The sequence below is a fragment of the Vibrio sp. B1Z05 genome (assembly GCF_052955985.1).
Map to the genome: position 1 here is coordinate 617,745 of NZ_CP130463.1, position 22,090 is coordinate 639,834.

A 22,090-nucleotide genomic window follows, 5' to 3' on the forward strand; every position below is an offset into this window, starting at 1 on the left:
GCATAAGCCTCGGTGTTATAACGTTAGTTGATTGATTTTCAAGAGGCTTTCTTTGCCGAAAGAATCACAAACTTCTTATTACTGGCTACCACGCTAACTCGGCCTTTGCCAAATAAGCGTGTCAGTTTAGCCAAATAACCTAAGTGACCATTACCTACAACCAATAATTCTCCAGCAGGTTCTAGGACATTATGCGCATCACAAAACATTTGCCATGCAATGTGATCCGTTACGGTGTTTTGTTGGTGGAAGGGTGGGTTACACACCACCAGATCGTAGCTGTCCTTTGTAAAGTCATCGAGACAATTATTGGCAATAAAGGTGTAGCGTTCTGGATGCTCTACATTGGCGGTGACGTTCATTCGCGCCGATTCCACCGCCATGAAACTTTCATCAACACTGGTAATGGTAGAAAGAGGGTTGTTTCGACCTAATTTGATCGATAACACGCCATTCCCGCAGCCTAAGTCGATAATGTTTTTATGCTTTGAATCTTGTGGAAGGTGCTCAAGTATAAAGCGTGCTCCCAAATCTAAACTCTCTCCTGAATAGACATTGGCTAAGTTGTTTAGCTGCATCTTATGCTCAGGTACATCCCAGGTGGTTTTTTCGTCCACTGCCGGCGCTGCTTGATGACCTACTTGACTAAAGACTAAGCGATGCTTTTTCCATGCCAGAGAGGTGCGGGTTTCCCCAAGGTGTTTTTCAAATAACTTTAGCGTTGAGGTATGAATGGCATTGGCTTTATTGACCGCAACCACAGGAGTATCGACGTTTAAGCGCGTTTTAAGTTGATGCAGTTGCCATGTAAGAAATCGATTACTTTTAGGCAATTGCATGATGACAGCGTCAATATCGCTAGGTATTGCCTCTGTTGAGCGTAACAAAGTAATAGCATTGCATTGATTTAGCAGCAGATTTTGCTGTGCACCTTTTTGACTGATGAGTGAGTCGGTTTGCAGGTATACCTGATGCTCACGAGAAAACCAGCAGCTTAAAGCACCAAAATTGTCATTTAAAATTAAAACTTTAGAGCCTAATGGTAAGGGTGTTTCAATAAAATGCTTAATGACATATTCATCTCCTGCATCCCAAGCTTGCAGTGTTTCACTAGCCCTTTTGGGGTACCTGTGAAGAGTAAATAGTTGGTCGTGCAGTACGAGCTCTGTTTTCATGATTATTAATGTTAAAAAAGTGATCCTAAACTTGGTCTATTGTCGCAAATTAGCGCTATTTTTGCGAATTAACTTATTGTTCTGTTTTAGAATAGAGGGAGTGTTCTAGTTTAATTTGGTTTGTTTTTCGTAGTAAATTGTACAGGATGATAAAAGCACTATACGTTTAGTATCTATATTCATAAACGTATCAACATAGAGAGATAGCATGCGACAGCAGAAAATTGAGAAAAAATTGGATTTTTACTTCTCTCCGTATCACTTACAAGTTATCAACGAGAGCTACAAACATAATGTACCGGAAGGTTCTGAAAGTCATTTTAAGGTCGTTATTGTCAGTGATAAATTTGCGGGTCTAAGATTAGTTGCCCGCCATCGTCTAGTGAATGAAGCTCTTACCGATGAGTTTGGTGAGGGGTTACATGCACTTTCAATGCATACACTGACAAAAGAAGAATGGAAGCAACAAGCATTCCCTAGCTCCCCAGATTGTATGGGAGGAGGCCATTAAAGGGGCAATGCTCTATCTTAAAGCTCACTAAAAAAACAGTAACAATTGTTACATTTCACCGATCGTTCACAAAGTAGCCTTTAATTCATAAAATTAATGTTACTGCCGTGTTTTAGATCAATTTTCATGATGCTTATAGCAAGAAATTTGTAATTTCTTGCTAATCATCACGGCTCAGCGTGGCATGTAGACAAGTGTTAATGTTAGAATTGCGAGCCCTGAAGGAACCCTATCAAGGGTTTATTTGGTAGTTAACAAGGATATGTTAGAAAAACTGACCTATCTGTTATAAATGAGAGTGTATTAAGTACACTTTTGTTATGAAAGTCTTTTTCCTTAAAATAGTGCAAGTGCGTATGATTACAATTAAAAAGGGTTTGGACCTGCCTATATCAGGTGCTCCTACCCAGGTGATTAATGACGGGAATCCCGTTTCAAAAGTCGCCTTGCTGGGCGAAGAGTACGTGGGCATGCGACCAACAATGCATGTTCGCGAAGGGGATGTAGTAAAGAAGGGACAGGTTCTTTTTGCTGACAAGAAGAATCCTGGCGTGGTTTTTACTGCACCTCAAAGCGGAACGGTTACTCAGGTAAACCGTGGTGCAAAGCGTGTTTTGCAATCAGTTGTTATTGAAATAGCTGGTAACGAGCAAGTCACCTTTGATAAATATGAGCAACAAGAACTGGCTAAGTTAGATGCGGATGTAATTCGCAAGCAACTGGTTGATTCTGGTTCATGGACCGCTTTAAAAACTCGTCCGTTCAGTAAGGTTCCCGCAGTCGATTCTTCGACTGATGCCATCTTTGTTACGGCAATAGATACCAACCCATTAGCAGGAAATCCTGACGTTATTATTAACGAGCAGGATGAAGCATTTGTAGCAGGTTTAGACCTTCTCTCAGTGCTTACTAATGGCAAGGTTTATGTGTGTAAAAGTGGTGGTTCTCTTCCTCGTTCAGAACAAAGTAATGTTGAGGAGCATGTATTCTCTGGCCCACACCCTGCGGGCCTAGTGGGCACTCACATGCACTTTTTGTATCCCGTCAACGAACAGCATGTCGCTTGGAACATCAATTACCAAGACGTTATTGCTTTCGGTAAGTTATTTTTAACGGGTGAAATCTATACAGATCGTGTCGTGGCTCTTGGTGGTCCTGTCGTGAGCAACCCGCGTTTGGTTCGCACTACATTAGGTGCATACCTTCCTGAATTAGTCGACAAAGAATTGATGCCAGGAGAAGTACGTATTATCTCTGGTTCTGTGCTTTGGGGTACAAACGCAACGGGTCCTCATGCTTTCCTAGGTCGTTATCACATGCAGGTTTCTGCATTGCGCGAAGGAAGAGATAAAGAGTTCTTAGGCTGGGCTATGCCTGGTAAAAACAAGTTCTCTGTGACGCGTTCATTCCTTGGTCATTTATTTAAAGGCCAATTATACAACTTAACTACATCGCTAAATGGCGGTGAGCGTGCGATGGTTCCAATTGGTAATTACGAAAAAGTAATGCCATTGGATATTGAGCCTACGCTGCTTCTGCGCGATTTGTGTGCTGGAGATGTAGACAGTGCGCAACGCTTAGGTGTGTTAGAGCTATCCGAAGAAGATGTCGCCCTTTGTACTTATGTTTGTTCTGGCAAATATGAGTTTGGTGAATTACTTCGTGAGTGTCTAGACACTATCGAGAAGGAAGGTTAAGTCATGTTGAAGAAATTTATTGAGGATCTCGAACCGCATTTCGAAGCCAACGGTAAATGGGAAAAATGGTATCCACTATATGAAGCGACCGCGACGCTTTTTTATACTCCGGGTACAATAACAAAAACCAAATCACATGTGCGTGATAGCGTTGATCTAAAGCGCATCATGATCATGGTGTGGTTTGCAGTTTTCCCTGCGATGTTCTGGGGTATGTACAATACCGGTAACCAAGCAATCACAGCGCTATCTACGTTACATTCTGGTGCTGAATTAGCCACTTTAGTTTCAGGTAACTGGCACTACTGGCTAACAGAAATGCTGGGAGGTGCTATCAGTGCCGATGCTGGGTGGGGCAGTAAGATGTTGCTTGGTGCAACCTACTTCTTGCCTATCTATGCCACAGTATTCCTAGTCGGTGGTTTCTGGGAAGTCTTGTTCTGTATCGTGCGTAAACACGAAGTCAACGAAGGCTTTTTTGTTACCTCTATCCTGTTTGCATTGATTGTTCCACCTACATTACCTCTATGGCAAGCTGCACTAGGTATAACCTTTGGTGTTGTTGTCGCAAAAGAGATTTTTGGTGGTACAGGTCGAAACTTCTTAAACCCTGCGTTGGCGGGCCGTGCATTTTTGTTCTTTGCATATCCGGCACAAATCTCAGGTGATTTAGTTTGGACTGCAGCTGATGGTTTCTCTGGTGCTACGGCGCTAAGCCAGTGGGCACAAGGTGGTAACTCTAACCTAATCAACAATGTAACAGGCCAATCTATTACTTGGATGGACGCCTTTATCGGTAATATCCCTGGTTCTATCGGTGAGGTTTCGACCTTATTCTTGATGCTAGGTGCACTGATGATTGTTTACATGGGAATTGCATCTTGGCGCATTATCGCCGGTGTAATGATTGGTATGATCGCAACCGCGACCCTATTCAACCTTATTGGTTCTGATTCCAATGCGATGTTTAGTATGCCGTGGCACTGGCACCTAGTTTTGGGTGGTTTTGCGTTTGGTATGTTCTTCATGGCAACCGATCCTGTCTCTGCCTCTTTTACCAATAAAGGTAAGTGGTGGTACGGTATTTTAATTGGTTTGATGTGTGTGTTGATTCGAGTAGTTAACCCGGCATACCCAGAAGGTATGATGCTGGCAATTCTATTTGCGAACCTATTCGCACCACTATTCGACCACGTTGTTATCGAGAAGAACATTAAGCGGAGACTAGCACGCTATGGCAAATAAAAACGATAGCATTAAAAAGACGCTAGGTGTCGTTATTGGTTTAAGCCTGATTTGTTCTATTGTCGTTTCGACGGCAGCAGTAGGGCTACGTGATAAGCAACAAGCCAATGCGGTGCTAGATGAACAAACAAAAATTGTAGAAGTTGCGAAGATCTCTAAGCAAGGAACAATCCAAGAATTATTTGGAAACTATATTGAACCTCGTTTAGTTGACCTTAAAACCGGTGAGTTCGTTGATGGTGATGCTGCGGCATACGACCAACGAGCAGCGGCAAAAGATCCAGCACAATCTATTCGATTGGACGCAGCGGATGACACGGCTAAAATTATTCGTCGTGCCAACATTGCTACTGTGTATCTAGTGAAAGACGGTGATAGTTACTCTAAAGTGATTATCCCTATTCACGGTACGGGTCTGTGGTCAATGATGTACGCTTTTGTTGCGGTTGAAACAGACGGCAATACAGTGTCAGGTATTACTTACTACGAGCAAGGTGAAACTCCTGGGCTAGGTGGTGAAGTAGAAAACCCGAACTGGGTCGGTCAATTCGAAGGCAAACAACTGTTCGATGAGAACTTTAAGCCTGCATTAAAGATTGTTAAGGGCGGCGCAGCACCAAATGATATTCATGGTGTTGATGGCCTTTCTGGCGCAACTTTGACGGGTAACGGCGTGCAACATACTTTCGATTTCTGGTTAGGCGATATGGGCTTCGGACCATTCCTTGCTAAAGTACGCGAAGGAGAGCTGAACTAATGGCTATGTCTAAAGAAATGAAGCAAAACCTTTGGGCTCCTGTTTTAGATAACAACCCAATTGCTTTGCAGGTTCTTGGTGTGTGTTCTGCGCTTGCGGTAACCACTAAGCTTGAAACAGCATTTGTTATGACGCTGGCGGTAATCTTTGTAACCGCTTTGTCTAACTTCTTCGTGTCTGTTATTCGTAACCACATTCCAAACAGCGTGCGTATCATCGTGCAGATGGCGATTATCGCTTCATTGGTAATCGTGGTAGACCAAATCCTAAAAGCTTACCTTTACGATATCTCTAAGCAGTTATCGGTATTTGTTGGCTTGATCATTACTAACTGTATCGTAATGGGTCGTGCAGAAGCATACGCAATGAAGTCTGCGCCAATCCCATCGCTACTTGATGGTATCGGTAATGGTTTAGGTTATGGTTTCGTACTGATTACTGTGGCATTTTTCCGTGAACTGATTGGTTCTGGCAAATTGTTTGGTATGGAAGTACTTCCTCTAGTGTCTGACGGTGGTTGGTATCAGCCTAACGGTATGTTCTTGCTTGCGCCGTCTGCATTCTTCTTGATTGGCTTCATGATTTGGGTGATTCGTATCTTCAAGCCTGAACAAATAGAAGCGAAGGAGTAGTAGCACGATGGAACATTATATTAGCTTGTTGGTTAAATCGATTTTTATCGAAAACCTAGCATTATCCTTCTTCTTGGGCATGTGTACATTCCTTGCTGTATCTAAGAAGGTGAAAACCTCTTTCGGTCTTGGTGTTGCAGTAGTGGTGGTATTAACCATCGCTGTTCCTGTGAACAACTTACTGTACAACCTAGTGTTGAAAGAGAATGCGTTAGTCTCGGGTGTGGATTTAAGTTTCCTTAACTTCATCACCTTCATCGGTGTTATTGCAGCTCTAGTACAGATTTTGGAAATGGTGTTAGACCGCTTCTTCCCACCTTTGTACAACGCGCTAGGTATTTTCCTACCGCTGATTACGGTGAACTGTGCAATCTTCGGTGGCGTATCTTTCATGGTACAGCGTGACTACAACTTTGCTGAATCGGTCGTGTATGGCTTTGGTTCTGGCGTAGGTTGGATGCTAGCAATCGTTGCTCTTGCAGGTCTACGTGAAAAGATGAAGTACTCTGATGTACCTCCAGGTCTACGCGGCCTTGGTATTACGTTCATCACTGTAGGCCTAATGGCGTTGGGCTTTATGTCTTTCTCCGGTGTTCAACTGTAAGAGTAAATTATAAGGATTAGTCAATGAATACGATCGTTCTTGGCGTTGTGATGTTTACTCTGATTGTATTGGTGTTAGTGCTAGTGATTTTATTCGCTAAATCTAAGCTGGTACCAACGGGTGACGTCAATATTTTAGTTAATGGTGATCCAGAGAAAGGTTTTACCGTTTCTCCGGGTGACAAACTGCTGAGTGCACTTGCAGGCAACGGTATCTTTGTATCGTCAGCTTGTGGTGGCGGTGGCTCTTGTGGTCAGTGTCGCGTTAAAGTGAAATCCGGTGGTGGTGATATCTTACCAACTGAGCTTGACCATATTAGTAAAGGTGAAGCACGTGAAGGTGAGCGTTTAGCCTGTCAGGTTGCTATAAAAACTGACATGGAAATCGAACTTCCTGAAGAGATCTTCGGTGTTAAAAAGTGGGAATGTACGGTTCTTTCTAATGACAACGAAGCGACTTTCATCAAAGAGCTTGTACTGCAAATTCCTGATGGTGAAGAAGTACCGTTCCGTGCGGGTGGTTACATTCAGATTGAAGCTGAACCTCATCACATTAAATATGCTGACTTTGATATTCCAGATGAGTACCGTGAAGATTGGGATAAATTCAATCTATTCCGTTACGAATCTATCGTAAAAGAAGAGTCTATCCGTGCATACTCAATGGCGTCTTACCCAGAAGAAAAAGGCCTTATTAAGCTGAACGTGCGTATTGCTACGCCGCCGCCTAATAATCCTGACGTTCCACCGGGCATTATGTCTTCGTACATTTGGTCTCTAAAAGCAGGCGACAAGTGTACTATTTCAGGTCCATTTGGTGAGTTCTTCGCTAAAGATACTGACAACGAAATGGTGTTTGTTGGTGGTGGTGCTGGTATGGCTCCAATGCGCTCTCATATCTTTGATCAGCTGCTACGTTTGCAATCTAAGCGTAAGATGACTTTCTGGTATGGTGCTCGTTCGAAACGTGAAATGTTCTACATTGAAGATTTCGATAAACTAGCCGAAGAAAACGACAACTTTGTATGGCATTGTGCGTTATCTGATCCTCTTCCAGAGGATAACTGGGATGGCTACACAGGCTTCATACACAACGTATTATACGAAAACTATCTGAAGGATCACGAAGCTCCAGAAGATTGTGAGTACTACATGTGTGGTCCACCTATGATGAATGCAGCTGTAATCGGCATGCTAAAAGACCTAGGTGTAGAGGATGAAAACATCCTACTTGATGACTTCGGTGGCTAAGCCGTAATCAGATAAAACAATGGCTGGCTCTTTGAGTCAGCCATTTTGTTTTATCGTCTATCGCGATAGTAGGCTTGCCCTGTATTGGTATAAGGAAAACAAGATGAAGTTTGTAAATCATCTTATTCAAGGTTCAAAATGGCTAACAGCAATACTGGTTTCAGTAGTGGTGCTAAGTGGCTGTGAGCAAGCGCCAGAGCAAGTTGCATTGGCGGGTAAAACGATGGGTACGACCTATCACATTAAATATATCGCTGATAGTAAAGTGGCTGATTCAGAAGCGATGCAGAGCAAAATTGATCAACTGCTAGAGAAGGTCAACGACCAAATGTCGACCTATCGCCCTAAATCTGAACTAAGCCAATTTAACCAATATAAAAAAGCGCAGCCTTTCCCATTATCTAAAGATATGGAAACGGTAGTGCGCGAATCAATTCGTTTAAACAAACTCACTGAAGGTGCGCTTGACGTTACCGTTGGTCCTTTGGTGAATCTTTGGGGATTTGGCCCAGAAGCTCGCCCTGATACCGTGCCAACTGATGAAGAATTAGCAGCGCGTCGTAAAATGATAGGTATTGAACACCTTTCTTTAACTGATCAAGGCTTAGCAAAAGACTTACCAGATCTGTACGTTGATCTCTCCACGATAGCCAAAGGTTGGGGCGTGGATGTGGTAGCGAATTATCTTGAATCACTCGGCATTCAACGTTATCTAGTTGAAGTTGGTGGTGAGTTAAGATCGAAAGGACAGAACAATCAAGGGATCCCTTGGCGAATCGCCATTGAAAAACCCACTGTAGATGTCAGAGAAGTTGAACTGATTATTCAACCAGGCAATATGGCGATGGCAACATCGGGTGATTACCGCAATTATTTTGAACGTGATGGCATTCGTTATTCACACATCATCAATCCAAAAACTGGAAAACCGATTGCACACAAGGTAGTCTCTGTAACAGCAATTCATCCTTCTTGCATGACAGCTGATGGTCTAGCGACTGGCTTGATGGTGCTAGGAGAGAAAGAAGGTATTCGAGTAGCCAATCAAAACGGTCTAGCGGTGTTTATGGTTATAAAAACCGAAGATGGGTTTAAAGAGGTGTATTCGGATGCCTTTGCTCAGTATTTAAATAAGTAAGGTTGAGCTATGACAACGTTCTTAGTGACTTTTGGTATTTTCCTTGGCTTCATCGTATTGATGTCCATAGGCTACATTATCCAAAAGAAAGTAGTAAAAGGAAGCTGTGGTGGCTTGGATGCAATGGGCATAGATAAAGTGTGCAGTTGCCCAGAACCTTGTGATGCGCGTAAACGTCGCGAAGCTAAAGCGGCACAACGTGCAGAGAAAATAGCGGCTTGGGAAAAAGACCGAATCGCTTAACTTTTTTGAACGAAATACCTTGTACTGCAATCGATATTAACAGGCAGTACCCATAAAAAATGCCAAGCTTACGCTTGGCACTTTTGTATCACAAAGAATAATAAGGCTTGGTATTACTTACTCAGGCTTATCTTCGATTTGAGCATTATCAACGATAGTGGTTTCACCCAATTGCTTTGGTAAAACAAGGTTTAGGATGATAGCTACGATACCGCAAAGGCTAATGCCTTGTAGGCTGAACTCGCCAATCCCAAATGCCATACCACCGATACCAAACACTAAAGTCACACCCACAATCACTAAGTTACGTGAGTTATGTAGATCAACGCGGTTTTGGATAAGGGTGTTTAGGCCCACAGTTGCAATTGAACCAAATAGCAACATCATGATGCCGCCCATTACCGGTGTTGGAATGGTTTGTAGAACGCCACCTAATTTACCGACTAGAGCAAGAACAATCGCAGTCAGTGCCGCATAGGTCATGATTTTAGGATTGTATGATTTGGTCAACATTACCGCACCGGTCACTTCACTATAAGTGGTATTTGGTGGAGCGCCCATCATACTTGCTGCCATAGTTGCCAGTCCGTCACCCGCCATAGTGCGGTGTAGGCCCGGCTTTTTCAGGTAATCTTTACCCGTTACGTTTGAAATAGCCAACATATCACCAACGTGTTCTACCGCAGGAGCAATCGCTACAGGAAGCATGAACAAAATTGCGTTGATATTAAACTCTGGCGCAGTGAAGTTTGGAATCGCAAACCAAGAAGCGGTCGCAACTGGCGTGAAATCGACAATATCCGCAAACAAGCTCAAGATATAACCGACAGCAATACCACCAAAAATAGGCAGCAGCTTCAAAAAGCCTTTTGCGTAAACACTGATAATGATAGTGGTAAACAGAGACGCTAATGAAATCCAAATGGCAATTTGACCGTCGACCAACTGCATAGAACCATCACTGGTTTTACCTAGTGCCATATTCACAGCAACAGGGGCAAGGCCAAGACCAATTACCATAATCACAGGCCCTACAACGACAGGAGGAAGAAGCTTATGAATAATAGCAATGCCACGAACACGGATAATAGCGCTTAAAATGATGTATACAAAACCAGCTGCCATTAGGCCGCCCATTGTTGCAGGAACACCCCAAGTTTGAACGCCGTATAAGATTGGTGCAATAAAAGCAAAAGAAGAAGCTAAAAAGATTGGTACCGAACGCTTGGTGACCAGTTGAAAGAGTAGTGTACCAACACCAGCACCAAATAGTGCCACGTTGGCGTCCAGTCCCGTCAGTAACGGTACTAGAACAAGAGCACCAAACGCTACGAACAGCATTTGCATACCCTGCAAGATAGAAGCCATGATTTTTTCTCCATTTTTGGAAATCGACGAATCTTATCATCTACATAGAGGCTATGATATTCACTAGATCAATTTTTATTTAATCAATTCGATTCAGTAAGAAAATATTTTTGTAGTCAGTGCTTAATATCGGTAATATTAACTGTGTATTTAACCAGTATTTTAGGTGTTAATGTGTGTCGGAAAATCATCCATATTGATATGGATTGTTTCTATGCTGCGGTCGAAATGCGAGACTTTCCTGAATATCGTGGACGTCCGCTAGCCGTTGGCGGCAAAGAGCGGCAGCGAGGTGTATTGAGCACTTGCAACTATGAAGCGCGCCGTTTTGGTGTGCATTCTGCTATGCCTACTGCTCAAGCGCTAAAACTGTGCCCACATTTGTTAGTGGTGCCCGGTCGAATGCACGTCTATAAAGAAGTTTCGATACAAATTAGGCAAATATTTCAACGTTACACGCAAATTATTGAGCCACTGTCTTTAGATGAAGCCTACCTTGATGTTACCGATAGCCCTTTATGTAATGGTTCAGCTACGTTAATTGCTCAAGCGATTCGTGCTGATATAGAAAGAGAGTTGAACTTAACCGCTTCGGCGGGAATTGCTCCAATAAAATTTTTGGCTAAAGTGGCATCCGATATGAATAAGCCTAATGGGCAATACGTCATCGCGCCGCAGCAAGTACAAGAGTTTATCAATAACATGCCTTTGCAAAAGATCCCAGGTGTGGGCAAGGTGGCGTTGCAAAAACTGCATCGTTCGGGATTGTATCTAGGCGAAGACGTTTGTAAGGCCGATTATAGAGAGTTGTTAATTCGGCATGGAAGGTTAGGGGCGTCGCTTTGGAAACGCTGTCATGGCATTGATAACCGAAGTATTCAGGTTTCAAGAGAAAGAAAGTCTATTGGTGTTGAGCGCACCTTTACCCAAAATATAGTGACGCTAGCACAGTGTTGGGAGGTAATTGAGAGTCGCTTATATCCTGAGATAGAAGGCCGATTTAATAAAGTGGAAGCGCTGCGCAGTAGAGGCATCACTAAGCAAGGGATTAAGGTTAAGTTTGCTGACTTTCAAGTTACCACCATAGAAACAGGTTCAGCAGAGTTGAGCTTAGCGGCTTTTTATCCATTATTAGAAGAAGTGCTGCATCGTCAACAAGGTCGGGAGATTCGACTATTGGGTTTGAATGTTATGTTACAGCCAGAAGAATCAGCAAAACAATTAAGCCTATTGGATCACTGACTGATTGGCGTTACAGTAATCCCCATATTAGGTTACAAGGAATTTTGAATGTTTAAGCGTCTTACTTATGGTTTGTTAGTGGGTTCTCTGTTAGTGACTTCTGTGTCTCAAGCCCAATCAATAGAGGGCTATCAGGCTTGTAATGTCGACTTGCACAATGAGCTTCATTTAGATGGTCAAGCGGTGCAGATAATTGACGCGAATGGGCATAAAGCCGTTATTGAGCAAAACAAAGGCTTATCCATTAACGGTCAGTCCGTGGAACTTAATGTGAAACAGCAACAACTGCTAGAGCATTACCGTCAACAACTGAATGAAAGCATCCCTAAAATAAGAGAAGTCGGTCAGTCTGGTGTGGCGTTAGCCAACGAAGTTTTGGATGATGTGTCGGCTAAGTTCAATAATACCGATGCATTTAATAACGTACGCACATCTATTTCTGACTACTATGCCAAACTTGAGAAGCGTTATTATCATGACGGTGAATGGGTGTTAAAACCCAATGCATTTAGCAATATGCACGACAATTGGCAGAAAGATTTTGCTGATGCTCGACGGGTATTTAATAGTGAGTTTTTTGCCAGTGCCTTTGTGGTTTTACAGGAAAAATTTGCTTCTGAAGACGGGGTGAATTTTACTGAATTGCAAAAACAATTGGGCGAATTGAAAGTGTCAATTCAGAAAAAACTAAAAGAACATTCGCCAGAAATTACTGAAAAGGCTCAGAATTACTGCGACTCAATGGACAAATTAGCCAAAGACGAAAAGACATTAGTGGAAAGTATTCCGCAATTGAAAAATTATCAATTGTTTGAAATTTAAACAAATGTTGAATGGGGTCAGTAGCTTGCAAAAGTTCACTTTGTTGGCTTAATAAATATCTAACGATTTTATAAGAAAAACGTTTACAAAGGCGCAAACTGCTGTAGCATATAAATCGCTTCGTAAGGCAAAGTTGTTAGACAAAAGTAAGCAAAAGCAAGTTTCAAATTTTATTGTAAAAAGTAAAGTAGTGTTTTCTGTTTTTCCCTTAACTTAATGGCTAGGACTTACGAACGTGTCGCACAAGCGACGTTTAATCAATCTTAAAAAATACTAAGGGACATAACATGTCAAAGACTACTGGTACAGTAAAATGGTTTAACGAAGAAAAAGGTTTCGGTTTCATTTCTCAAGACAACGGCGGTGCTGACGTATTCGTACACTTCCGTGCAATCGTTTCTGACGGCTTCAAAACTCTTGCTGAAGGCCAAAAAGTATCTTTCGAAGTTGAACAAGGTCAAAAAGGCCCTCAAGCTTCTAACGTTACTGTAATCTAAGTAAACCTTTAGATTAAAAGTTTCTAAAAGCCCGCTGTTTTCAGCGGGCTTTTTTCTTGCCTAACGATTAGTCACGAGAGGCTCGTTCTTCTTTTATCCAGCTCAATACGGCATTGATTTTTTGATGCTTTTGCATGCCGTCTGGGCAGAGTAAATAGTATTTATTATTGCTATTTAACGTTGGAAACGGTACCACTAACTCCCCATCTTCAATCATCTTAGCCACAAAGCTCAGCCTGCCAATAGCGACACCTAAAGAGTGTTTTGCCGCTTGGATATTCATCCCTCTTTGGCTAAAGGTATAGGCTTTCTCATACGGGTCGACATCAATATTAAAGTGCTTTAACCAGCGAGACCATGCGTTTGATTCTTGGGCATGGATAAAGTTGATGTTGTATAAGTCTTCATAATTTTGCTTAAACAGACCGTGATTCACGGCGTATTCATGAGTACAAACCGGCACGATTCTTTCATCAAACAAAGGGTGAATATGAGTATCTTTGAGTGAGGGCTTACCGTAGTAAATGGCGATATCAATATTGTTGAGACGTAGATCGATCTGATCTTCCTCAATACGAATGGTCAAATTAAAGCCCGGATACTTCTGTTTGAAGTTTTTTAGGCGCGGAATCAACCAACCACTAGCAAAAGCTGGGGTCGTTGCAATCACTATCTCGCCTTTTAACTCATCTGAAGTGATATCTTCTATTTCATTGTAAATAGAGGATAGAGATTCTGTTAAAGTCTCCCTCAGGCGTTTGCCTTCTTTAGTTAACTCAAGTTTTCGAGGAAGTCGTATGAATAGCTTAAATCCGAGATCGTCTTCCAGACCTCGTATTCTATGGCTGACAGCGCCTTGGGTTAAATTGAGTTCTTCCCCTGCTTTGGTAAAACTTAGATGTTGCGATGCAACCTCAAAAGTATGCAGGTTTCGAAGCAAAAAAGGTTTATTCTTCAATGGCTAACCCCTTTAGCATTAAAATTATTAATTCATTATATGAGTTAATTCGTTTGTTGGGACTTTTTTTTTGCTGTTAAATAAGATTTTAGACACAAATAATTTTAAATATTCATTTTGAGAGGGTGTATGAATGTATTAGGTTACATGCAGAAGGTAGGTAAGGCACTGATGGTTCCAGTTGCTACATTACCAGCTGCTGCAATTTTAATGGGTATCGGTTATTGGCTCGACCCTGTGGGTTGGGGCGCAGATAATGTATTTGCTTCCTTCTTAATTAAATCTGGCGGCGCGATTATCGATAACATGGCACTGCTATTTGCTATCGGTGTTTCATTTGGTTTAAGCCGCGACAAAAATGGTTCAGCAGCACTGGCTGGATTTATCTGTTTTATGGTAGTCACAACACTGCTTTCTCCTGATAGTGTTGCTCAACTGCTGCATGTGACTAAAGAAAACGTCCCCACTGCCTTTAACAAAATTGGTAACCAATTTGTCGGTATCATTGTGGGTATTATTTCAGCTGAAATTTACAACAAGTACTCCACCGTTGAGTTGCCAAAAGCACTGGCTTTCTTTAGTGGTAAACGCCTAGTTCCTATCCTGACTTCGATTGCAGGTATGGTATTAGCTGCGGTACTACTTTACGTATGGCCTGTAATTTATGATGCACTGATCATCTTCGGTACTAAGCTACAAGCGATGGGCCCAGTGGGTGCTGGCTTATTTGGTTTCTTCAACCGTATCTTACTGACTATTGGTATGCACCATGCTCTATACCCAGTATTTTGGTTTGACGTTGTGGGTATCAATGACATCCCTAACTTCCTAGGTGGCGCACAATCTATTGCTAACGGTACGGCTGTGATTGGTCAAACGGGTATGTATCAAGCGGGTTTCTTCCCAATCATGATGTTTGGTCTTCCTGGTGCGGCTCTGGCGATTTACCACAGTGCAGAATCTAAAAACAAAGCAGCTGTGTTCTCTATTATGCTAGCGGCGGCGATGGCTTCATTCTTCACTGGTATTACTGAACCACTTGAATTTAGCTTCATGTTTGTGGCTCCGCTACTTTACTTGCTACACGCAGTATTAACCGGTATTTCTCTATTCATTGCCGCAGAAATGCACTGGATGGCAGGTTTTGGTTTCTCAGCAGGTTTAGTGGATTTCGTTCTATCAAGTCAGAACCCACTTGCTGTTAAATGGTACATGCTGATTGTACAAGGCCTTGCTTTCTTTGGTATCTACTACGCAGGTTTCCGTTTCTTCATTCTTAAGTTCAACCTACGCACTCCGGGTCGTGGTGAAGATCTTTCAGAATCAGATGAAGAACAAACCCCAGCCGACGATCTTGGTCTAGCACAGAACTACATTGATGCTGTAGGCGGCGCGGAAAATATTCTAGAAGTTGATAACTGTATTACACGTTTACGTTTAACAGTGGTTGACTCAGGAAAAGCCGATGAAAAACGACTAAAACAGCTTGGAGCGGCAGGCGTTGTTAAAATCGGTAAAGGTGGCTTACAGGTTATTATCGGTATCGGTAAAGTCGACAAAGTTGCTGACAGTGTTAAAAAGTGCTTGAGTAAATAACGCCAATTGCTGCGATTGGTATAAGTACTAACAACTGTTTTAAATTGGAAGGTAGCGTTTTTGGCGCTACCTTTTTTTATGCACTGGATTTTTGTGCTCTGAATTTTTATGTGCTGATTTTTATGGATTAGCGAAACGTGGGGGAATTAACGAAATTGCTTTGCTTCGTCTAGCCAGTCAAACCCAGCACTTGCCAGTTTAGTTATCAAGCTATCTTTATCAATATCGTAGGTCTTTACTAGCTCATCTAAATTGCCGTTGAAGTCATCACGGAGTTTCATGTTAACTATGCTCATCAGCATGACAGGATCCATAGCCGCAAAATTACTTAGGTTCATTCGCTAGTCCTCAAAGTCAGAAATTAACAGATTAGCGGCGGCAAACGCGGCGCGTTCTCGGGCTTCTTTTGGGAGGTTAGTATCCGCTGCAATGTCATTTAATGTTTTTATGGCGCAGGTGATCGCTTGCGGAATATAGCCTTGATCACCACTACCAATTTGAGCATACAGCTCGCGAATGAGTTCACAACAATCATAGATTTTCATCATCTTCTCCAGAAATGAATAAGGCAGCCGAAGCTGCCTTTATTAGAATTTGCTTCTTCCCCAAACAAGGAGAGCAATAGCGCAAAGGCTTACTTTAGTAGACCTTGTAGATGAGCAACCATGTTGTCCATTTCTACAGGTACTTTTTCGCCATCACGACGGTTTTTATATTCAAAGTGGCCGTTGTCCATACTACGATCACCGATAACCACCGTGTGCGGAATACCGATAAGCTCGATATCTTTAAACATAACGCCTGGGCGCTCTTTACGATCATCAAATAGCACTTCGATACCTTGCGCCGTTAAGTCTGCGTAAAGTTTTTCAGCGGCTTCTTTTACTCGCTCAGATTTGTGCATGTTCATTGGCACAATCGCCACTTGGAACGGTGCAATAGCTTCTGGCCAGATGATGCCGTTTTGGTCATGGTTTTGTTCGATAGCCGCTGCTACTACGCGAGTACAGCCAATGCCGTAACAACCCATTTCAACGATAGCACTCTTACCATTAGCATCCAGAACTGTCGCGTTCATAGATTTAGAGTAGTTGTTACCAAGCTGGAAGATATGACCCACTTCGATACCGCGTTTTAGTTGGATAACACCTTTACCACATGGGCTTGGATCGCCTTCCACTACGTTACGTAAGTCTTCAACTTGAGCAAGCTCAACATCACGTCCCCAGTTGATGCCAAAGTAGTGTTGACCATCTACGTTTGCACCTGCGCCAAAGTCGCTCATTACCGCTACGCTACGGTCAACGATGAATGGCAGTTTTAGACCTACTGGACCTAGAGAACCAGGACCTGCACCAATGGCTGCGCGAATTTCTTCTTCGCCGGCCATTTCTAGTGGTTCAGCCACTTGTGGCAGTTTCTCAGCTTTGATTTCGTTGAGTTCGTGATCGCCACGGATAATCAGTGCGATGATCTCAAACTCAGACTCTTCAGAGGCTTTAACGAATAAAGTCTTCACTGTTTTTTCGATTGGCAGTTCAAATTGCTCAACTAACTCAGCGATGGTTTTCGCGTTTGGCGTATCTACCAAAGTCATTTCTTGAGTTGGCGCAGCCAGTTCAGTGGTTGGTGCAATAGCTTCTGCTTTTTCGATGTTAGCCGCAAAATCAGATTCAGTTGAGAAGGCAATTAAATCTTCGCCACTTTCAGCCAGTACATGGAACTCATGTGAAGCGCTACCGCCGATAGAACCTGTGTCAGCCAGTACTGGACGGAAGTCCAATCCCATACGGTTGAAGACATTGCAGTATGCTTGGTGCATTTCTGCGTATGTTTCATCTAGGCTGGCTTGGTCTAGGTGGAAAGAGTAGGCATCTTTCATGATGAACTCACGAGAGCGCATTACACCAAAACGTGGGCGAACTTCGTCACGGAACTTAGTTTGGATCTGGTACAGATTTAGAGGCAGTTGCTTATAAGACTTCACCTCGTTACGAATCATATCCGTGATTACTTCTTCGTGAGTTGGACCTAATACGAATGAACGTTGGTTACGGTCTTTAATACGAAGTAGCTCTGGTCCAAATTTTTCCCAACGTCCTGTTTCTTCCCACAAGTCAGAGGGTTGTACAACGGGCATTAGGGTTTCAACTGACCCTGCATTGTCCATTTCTTCTCGAACAATGTTTTCCACTTTACGCAATACGCGTAAGCCTGTGGGCAACCAAGTGTAAAGGCCTGAGGCCAATTTACGAATCATACCTGCACGAAGCATTAGCTGGTGGCTAACTACTTCTGCGTCGTTAGGCGTTTCTTTCAATGTAGAAACTAGGTATTTACTGGTACGCATTGATGCTTTCCGTTGTAGATTTATAGAGATGTTAGGGAGTTATTTCCCTAAAAATAGCCTCTATAATAACAGTCAATCGCCTTGTGCTAAAGGGGCAATGTTCTGCACTGCAATGCAATTATCAGTAGCGATAAAGCTAACGTTCCATTCAAATAAGCTCACTGCATACGTTTTGGGATCGGGTTTGCCTTTTTTATAAGCAGGTCTGGGATCTTGCGCCAAAATTTCACTCAACGCTTGTCTGCGATAGCGGCCGTCGTGGTGCTGTTGTAAAACCGCTTCTGCCGCAGTAGAAAAATGCACATCGACTGGGTTTGGCGCTGAATCGGCATAGCCTCCGATGGCATCAGGAATGCTATCTGAGTACGGAATATAGGGTTTGATGTCGATAATCGGGGTGCCGTCTACAAGGTCAACATTACCGAGTTTGATGACCACTTGTCCTTGTTGCAGTTCCACATCGATGAGCTCCACTGCAGACATGCCAATCGCGTTCGGTCTGAATGTTGAGCGACTGGCAAACACACCCACTCGTTCATTTCCCCCTAAGCGAGGTGGTCGCACGGTCGGCTTCCAACCGGATTCTATATTTTGGTCAAATAGAAACAGCAGCCATAAATGTGAAAATTGCTTTAACTCACGCACTGAGGCTTCGGTATTGGCTTCTCCGATAAGATGCAGCTCAGTGGTTACTGTTGGCGCAAGGTTTGGCTGTCTAGGAATCGCAAATTTCTCTTTATATGGGGTACGTATGGTGCCGATAGGCGAAATAGTGTGCATTGTTATTCATTCCTAGTCTTAATTTTATGCGCCAACAATGGCTTCTTTTGAGCGTTATTTTCCGCACAAGCACTGAGCTAGCACGACGTTCATATCTCGCAATGTAAGCTCTGCATCACTTTATTACAAACATATACTTTAAATGCTTCGTTAGTTTGTAACTTAATATAAATGGAGCTTACTCGTTAATTATTAAAGTTTTTTTGGCAATTAATCCCTTTGGATATTGTGATAAAAGCCACTGTTTAGTGGCTTAATGTAACTTGTCATAACTGCGTCATCTTTTCAATTTATAGCCACTCATGTATGTTTCCGCCTCCTTTTTGTCGCGCTCTAGGAATAACGCGTCATACGCTGCGTATAACAATATAAAGCAGCGCTTGAGAGCAAAAAGGGATATAAAAATAATTAAAGGAGAACTCAGGTGAATACATCTGCTTCACAGACACAACAACCGCCAAAAAAGCCGTTGTTTACCCGTTTTTTAGATACCGTTGAATACCTAGGAAACTTACTACCACACCCAATCACTTTATTTGCTCTTTTTTGTGTGGGTATTTTAGTCCTATCGGGCATTGCTGGATATTTTGATGTCTCGGTTATTGACCCTCGCCCAGAAGGAGCAGCAGGTCGTAGTGCCGATGGCATTATCGAAGTGGTTAGCTTGCTTAATGGTGAAGGGCTGCGCTTGATTGTGACTAACCTTGTCACTAACTTTACTGGGTTTGCCCCACTAGGCACCGTGTTGGTGGCAATGCTAGGTGTTGCTATTGCTGAGCACTCTGGCATGTTATCTGCGGCAATGCGTGGCTTGGTGATGAACGCATCACAGCGCATGGTGACCGTGACGGTTGTTTTTGCCGGTATCATCTCAAATACCGCCTCTGAGCTGGGCTATGTAGTCTTAATCCCACTTGCGGCAATGCTCTTTCACTCTTTAGGTCGTCACCCATTAGCCGGACTAGCAGCCGCATTTGCTGGTGTTTCTGGCGGTTATTCTGCCAATCTGCTGATCGGTACGGTTGATCCACTGCTGTCGGGGATTACCGAAACAGCGGCGCAGATGATTGATCCTAACTATTCGGTAGGCCCTGAATCAAACTGGTACTTTATGTTTGTTTCAACCTTCTTTATCTCGATCACAGGTGCATTTGTGACTGAGAAAATCGTTGAGCCTAAATTGGGCAAATACAATGATGAAGAAGCATCAGAAGATCTCTCCAATGACAGCATGGGCGCCCTAAAGCCAGAAGAGAAGCGCGGTCTTAAATTTGCCGCCGTTGCTGTGCTCGCCGTTAGTGGTTTGATAGCGCTGACCGTAGTACCTGAATGGGGCGCATTACGTCACCCTGAGACAGGCCTTGTGGCAGGCTCTCCATTTTTGAAGAGTATCGTAGCATTTATCTTTGTGTTCTTTGCCATCCCAGGTTTTGTATATGGGCGCGTAGTGGGCACGATGAAAAACGATCGTGATGTGATTGATGCGATGGCGAAGTCGATGTCGTCAATGGGGCTGTATATCGTACTGGTGTTTTTTGCCGCGCAATTTGTTGCCTTCTTTAAGTGGACCAATTTCGGGCAAGTGTTTGCCGTTGCTGGCGCGGACTTTTTACAAACCATTGGCTTAACAGGCCCAATGTTGTTCTTTGCGTTCATTTTGATGTGCGGCTTTATTAACTTAATGATTGGCTCAGCATCGGCGCAATGGGCGGTAACCGCGCCTATTTTTGTACCTATGTTAATGCTAGTTGGCTACGCTCCAGAGACCATTCAAGCGGCATATCGTATTGGTGATTCCACAACGAACATCATTACGCCTATGATGAGTTACTTTGGCTTAATATTGGCTGTGGCGACGCGTTATATGAAAAACTTAGGGATAGGCACTTTGATATCGACCATGTTGCCGTATTCGATTTGCTTCTTGTTTGGCTGGTCTATTTTATTCTACGTGTGGGTATTTGTATTTGGCCTACCGGTAGGGCCGGGAGCTGCCACTTTCTACACGCCTTAGGGTAGAGAGTGTCGAGATATTTAAACAGAAAGTCTAAACGAAAAAATGGTCAGCGATAGCTGACCATTTTCTTCTGGAGTTTAGCAACGAGCAACTACCAACATTCCTTATTGATTCCTTGTCGCAGCATTGCCCCAATAGATTATCCTATCTCGTATTCGCTGTGTTCCTTGCAAGATTAGATTTATCAATGTCTATTAAATTCAGTGCGTAAGCATTTGGTTTTATAGACATTTAACTATACTTAATTACCAACAGTTAGGGCGAAAACGAAAAAAGCGCCATTCAAAGAATGGCGCTTAAAAGGGGAGGCTTAAAGTAATTCTATTATTTCAAGAAAGATCTTATTTCAAGAAAAGGTATTACTTTAAAAAAGGTCTTACCAACCTTTAACTAGGCCACCTTTAAAGATTTCGTCAGCAGCTTTGTAAACTTCGTCAGTTTGGTACGCTTTAACGAAGTTTTTAACGTTTTCATCATTTACGTTTTCTTCACGAGCAACGATAAGGTTTACGTATGGAGATTCTTTGCTTTCTACAAAGATACCGTCACGTTGTGGAGTAAGGTCGATAGAGCTTGCGAATGTGTTGTTGATGATAGCAAGAGTCATATCGTCTAGAGAACGAGTTAGTTGCGCTGCTTCTAGCTCAACAATTTCGATTTTCTTAGGGTTTGCTGTGATATCACGAACTGTTGCTAGAAGACCTGCGCCTTCACGTAGCTCAATAATGCCTTGTTTTTGTAGAAGAAGAAGTGAACGACCTAGGTTAGTTGGATCGTTTGGTACTGCGATGCGATCGCCTTCTTTCAACTCATCAATAGATTTGATTTTTTTAGAGTAACCCGCGATTGGGTAAACAAATGTAGTACCTGCGATAGCTAGTTTGTAACCACGATCAGCAATTTGTTGGTCTAGGTATGGTTTGTGTTGGAATGCATTGATATCAACAGAACCATCATCAAGAGCAGCGTTTGGTGTAACGTAATCTGTGAAAGTTACTAGCTCAACATCTAGGCCGTATTTTTCTTTTGCTACTTTAGCTGCAATCTCAGCAACTTGTGCTTCAGCACCAGCCATAACACCAAGTTTGATTTTGTTGCTGTCTTGTTCTTTATCACCACAGCCTGCAAGGATTAGCGCTGAAGCCGCTACTGCAACCGTGAAAATTTGCTTTAGATTAAATTTCATGAGTTTCTCCGTGTAATATTTT

At 42.8% G+C, this 22,090-nt stretch carries 22 protein-coding genes; 14 read left to right on the forward strand and 8 right to left on the reverse strand.

The features are described from left to right. Positions 1–38: 38 nt before the first annotated feature. Entirely contained in the window at positions 39–1,175 is a 1,137-nt protein-coding gene (locus tag QV280_RS02915; protein ID WP_152821534.1) for a methyltransferase, read from the reverse strand. Between the two features lie 208 nt (positions 1,176–1,383). Here QV280_RS02915 and QV280_RS02920 point away from each other — a divergent pair, with 208 nt between their 5' ends. The 9 genes from QV280_RS02920 to nqrM all read left to right on the forward strand — a co-directional run bounded on the left by QV280_RS02920 (position 1,384) and on the right by nqrM (position 9,252). Beyond that, the gene (locus tag QV280_RS02920) at positions 1,384–1,686 is read left to right on the forward strand and encodes a BolA family protein (RefSeq protein ID WP_152821536.1); all 303 of its coding nucleotides are present in this window, start codon (positions 1,384–1,386) and stop codon (positions 1,684–1,686) included. Positions 1,687–2,042: 356 nt separating this feature from the next. Continuing rightward, on the forward strand, positions 2,043–3,383 hold the full coding sequence (locus QV280_RS02925) for a Na(+)-translocating NADH-quinone reductase subunit A (RefSeq protein ID WP_152821538.1): 1,341 nt from the start codon (positions 2,043–2,045) through the stop codon (positions 3,381–3,383). Positions 3,384–3,386: 3 nt separating this feature from the next. Next, the gene (locus QV280_RS02930; RefSeq protein WP_023405154.1) at positions 3,387–4,628 is read left to right on the forward strand and encodes an NADH:ubiquinone reductase (Na(+)-transporting) subunit B; all 1,242 of its coding nucleotides are present in this window, start codon (positions 3,387–3,389) and stop codon (positions 4,626–4,628) included. Beyond that, a complete protein-coding gene (locus QV280_RS02935; RefSeq protein ID WP_023405155.1) occupies positions 4,618–5,385 on the forward strand; it encodes a Na(+)-translocating NADH-quinone reductase subunit C in 768 nt (255 codons plus the stop codon). The genes QV280_RS02930 and QV280_RS02935 overlap by 11 nt, the downstream gene beginning before the upstream one ends. After that, entirely contained in the window at positions 5,385–6,017 is a 633-nt protein-coding gene (locus QV280_RS02940) for an NADH:ubiquinone reductase (Na(+)-transporting) subunit D (RefSeq protein ID WP_023405156.1), read from the forward strand. The genes QV280_RS02935 and QV280_RS02940 overlap by 1 nt, the downstream gene beginning before the upstream one ends. A 7-nt stretch (positions 6,018–6,024) precedes the next feature. Beyond that, positions 6,025–6,621, forward strand: a complete 597-nt coding sequence (gene nqrE / locus QV280_RS02945; protein ID WP_021714738.1) for an NADH:ubiquinone reductase (Na(+)-transporting) subunit E — start codon at positions 6,025–6,027, stop codon at positions 6,619–6,621. 23 nt (positions 6,622–6,644) lie between these two features. Continuing rightward, positions 6,645–7,871: an NADH:ubiquinone reductase (Na(+)-transporting) subunit F gene (nqrF, locus tag QV280_RS02950; RefSeq protein WP_021714739.1), complete on the forward strand. Its 1,227-nt coding sequence runs from the start codon at positions 6,645–6,647 to the stop codon at positions 7,869–7,871. A gap of 103 nt (positions 7,872–7,974) precedes the next feature. Continuing rightward, complete coding sequence (locus QV280_RS02955) at positions 7,975–9,009, forward strand: FAD:protein FMN transferase (protein WP_152821540.1); 1,035 nt, start codon at positions 7,975–7,977, stop codon at positions 9,007–9,009. 9 nt (positions 9,010–9,018) lie between these two features. Further along, positions 9,019–9,252: a (Na+)-NQR maturation NqrM gene (gene nqrM / locus QV280_RS02960; protein ID WP_152821542.1), complete on the forward strand. Its 234-nt coding sequence runs from the start codon at positions 9,019–9,021 to the stop codon at positions 9,250–9,252. A gap of 117 nt (positions 9,253–9,369) precedes the next feature. Here the strand turns inward: nqrM and QV280_RS02965 are convergent, their stop codons facing one another. Further along, complete coding sequence (locus QV280_RS02965) at positions 9,370–10,620, reverse strand: uracil-xanthine permease family protein (RefSeq protein WP_119005711.1); 1,251 nt, start codon at positions 10,618–10,620, stop codon at positions 9,370–9,372. A gap of 201 nt (positions 10,621–10,821) precedes the next feature. On the opposite strand from QV280_RS02965, the gene dinB reads away from it, so the two are divergent. The 3 genes from dinB (at position 10,822) to cspE (ending at position 13,181) form a co-directional block, all read left to right on the forward strand. Continuing rightward, entirely contained in the window at positions 10,822–11,862 is a 1,041-nt protein-coding gene (gene dinB / locus QV280_RS02970; protein WP_152821778.1) for a DNA polymerase IV, read from the forward strand. Between the two features lie 48 nt (positions 11,863–11,910). Continuing rightward, positions 11,911–12,684 carry a YggN family protein gene (locus tag QV280_RS02975; RefSeq protein ID WP_152821544.1) on the forward strand — a complete coding sequence of 258 codons (774 nt, stop codon included), beginning with the start codon at positions 11,911–11,913 and terminating at the stop codon, positions 12,682–12,684. 287 nt (positions 12,685–12,971) lie between these two features. After that, on the forward strand, positions 12,972–13,181 hold the full coding sequence (cspE, locus tag QV280_RS02980; protein ID WP_021714757.1) for a transcription antiterminator/RNA stability regulator CspE: 210 nt from the start codon (positions 12,972–12,974) through the stop codon (positions 13,179–13,181). 67 nt (positions 13,182–13,248) lie between these two features. Here the strand turns inward: cspE and QV280_RS02985 are convergent, their stop codons facing one another. Continuing rightward, positions 13,249–14,139 (reverse strand): LysR substrate-binding domain-containing protein, encoded by an 891-nt coding sequence (locus QV280_RS02985; protein WP_152821546.1) that lies wholly within the window; start codon positions 14,137–14,139, stop codon positions 13,249–13,251. Positions 14,140–14,268: 129 nt separating this feature from the next. Here QV280_RS02985 and nagE point away from each other — a divergent pair, with 129 nt between their 5' ends. Next, the gene (gene nagE / locus QV280_RS02990; protein ID WP_152821549.1) at positions 14,269–15,735 is read left to right on the forward strand and encodes an N-acetylglucosamine-specific PTS transporter subunit IIBC; all 1,467 of its coding nucleotides are present in this window, start codon (positions 14,269–14,271) and stop codon (positions 15,733–15,735) included. A gap of 146 nt (positions 15,736–15,881) precedes the next feature. Here the strand turns inward: nagE and QV280_RS02995 are convergent, their stop codons facing one another. The 4 genes from QV280_RS02995 to tsaA form a co-directional block, all read right to left on the reverse strand. Continuing rightward, the gene (locus QV280_RS02995) at positions 15,882–16,073 is read right to left on the reverse strand and encodes a DUF4250 domain-containing protein (protein WP_152821551.1); all 192 of its coding nucleotides are present in this window, start codon (positions 16,071–16,073) and stop codon (positions 15,882–15,884) included. A 3-nt stretch (positions 16,074–16,076) separates the two neighbouring features. Further along, a complete protein-coding gene (locus QV280_RS03000; protein ID WP_152821780.1) occupies positions 16,077–16,280 on the reverse strand; it encodes a YaeP family protein in 204 nt (67 codons plus the stop codon). Positions 16,281–16,369: 89 nt separating this feature from the next. Further along, a complete protein-coding gene (locus QV280_RS03005) occupies positions 16,370–18,085 on the reverse strand; it encodes a proline--tRNA ligase (RefSeq protein WP_152821553.1) in 1,716 nt (571 codons plus the stop codon). Between the two features lie 72 nt (positions 18,086–18,157). Continuing rightward, positions 18,158–18,865, reverse strand: a complete 708-nt coding sequence (gene tsaA / locus QV280_RS03010; protein ID WP_152821555.1) for a tRNA (N6-threonylcarbamoyladenosine(37)-N6)-methyltransferase TrmO — start codon at positions 18,863–18,865, stop codon at positions 18,158–18,160. 424 nt (positions 18,866–19,289) lie between these two features. Between tsaA and QV280_RS03015 the strand changes: the two genes are divergently transcribed. Then, complete coding sequence (locus QV280_RS03015) at positions 19,290–20,879, forward strand: AbgT family transporter (RefSeq protein WP_261823698.1); 1,590 nt, start codon at positions 19,290–19,292, stop codon at positions 20,877–20,879. Between the two features lie 379 nt (positions 20,880–21,258). Here the strand turns inward: QV280_RS03015 and QV280_RS03020 are convergent, their stop codons facing one another. Then, on the reverse strand, positions 21,259–22,068 hold the full coding sequence (locus QV280_RS03020; RefSeq protein WP_152821557.1) for a MetQ/NlpA family lipoprotein: 810 nt from the start codon (positions 22,066–22,068) through the stop codon (positions 21,259–21,261). Positions 22,069–22,090 lie beyond the last annotated feature (22 nt).

Coding starts and splice junctions, on each gene's coding strand:
- QV280_RS02915 (WP_152821534.1), bottom strand. CDS start 1,175: ATGAAAACAGAGCTCGTACTGCACGACCAACTATTTACTCTTCACAGG.
- QV280_RS02920 (WP_152821536.1), top strand. CDS start 1,384: ATGCGACAGCAGAAAATTGAGAAAAAATTGGATTTTTACTTCTCTCCG.
- QV280_RS02925 (WP_152821538.1), top strand. CDS start 2,043: ATGATTACAATTAAAAAGGGTTTGGACCTGCCTATATCAGGTGCTCCT.
- QV280_RS02930 (WP_023405154.1), top strand. CDS start 3,387: ATGTTGAAGAAATTTATTGAGGATCTCGAACCGCATTTCGAAGCCAAC.
- QV280_RS02935 (WP_023405155.1), top strand. CDS start 4,618: ATGGCAAATAAAAACGATAGCATTAAAAAGACGCTAGGTGTCGTTATT.
- QV280_RS02940 (WP_023405156.1), top strand. CDS start 5,385: ATGGCTATGTCTAAAGAAATGAAGCAAAACCTTTGGGCTCCTGTTTTA.
- nqrE (WP_021714738.1), top strand. CDS start 6,025: ATGGAACATTATATTAGCTTGTTGGTTAAATCGATTTTTATCGAAAAC.
- nqrF (WP_021714739.1), top strand. CDS start 6,645: ATGAATACGATCGTTCTTGGCGTTGTGATGTTTACTCTGATTGTATTG.
- QV280_RS02955 (WP_152821540.1), top strand. CDS start 7,975: ATGAAGTTTGTAAATCATCTTATTCAAGGTTCAAAATGGCTAACAGCA.
- nqrM (WP_152821542.1), top strand. CDS start 9,019: ATGACAACGTTCTTAGTGACTTTTGGTATTTTCCTTGGCTTCATCGTA.
- QV280_RS02965 (WP_119005711.1), bottom strand. CDS start 10,620: ATGGCTTCTATCTTGCAGGGTATGCAAATGCTGTTCGTAGCGTTTGGT.
- dinB (WP_152821778.1), top strand. CDS start 10,822: ATGGATTGTTTCTATGCTGCGGTCGAAATGCGAGACTTTCCTGAATAT.
- QV280_RS02975 (WP_152821544.1), top strand. CDS start 11,911: ATGTTTAAGCGTCTTACTTATGGTTTGTTAGTGGGTTCTCTGTTAGTG.
- cspE (WP_021714757.1), top strand. CDS start 12,972: ATGTCAAAGACTACTGGTACAGTAAAATGGTTTAACGAAGAAAAAGGT.
- nagE (WP_152821549.1), top strand. CDS start 14,269: ATGAATGTATTAGGTTACATGCAGAAGGTAGGTAAGGCACTGATGGTT.
- QV280_RS02995 (WP_152821551.1), bottom strand. CDS start 16,073: ATGAACCTAAGTAATTTTGCGGCTATGGATCCTGTCATGCTGATGAGC.
- QV280_RS03000 (WP_152821780.1), bottom strand. CDS start 16,280: ATGAAAATCTATGATTGTTGTGAACTCATTCGCGAGCTGTATGCTCAA.
- QV280_RS03005 (WP_152821553.1), bottom strand. CDS start 18,085: ATGCGTACCAGTAAATACCTAGTTTCTACATTGAAAGAAACGCCTAAC.
- tsaA (WP_152821555.1), bottom strand. CDS start 18,865: ATGCACACTATTTCGCCTATCGGCACCATACGTACCCCATATAAAGAG.
- QV280_RS03020 (WP_152821557.1), bottom strand. CDS start 22,068: ATGAAATTTAATCTAAAGCAAATTTTCACGGTTGCAGTAGCGGCTTCA.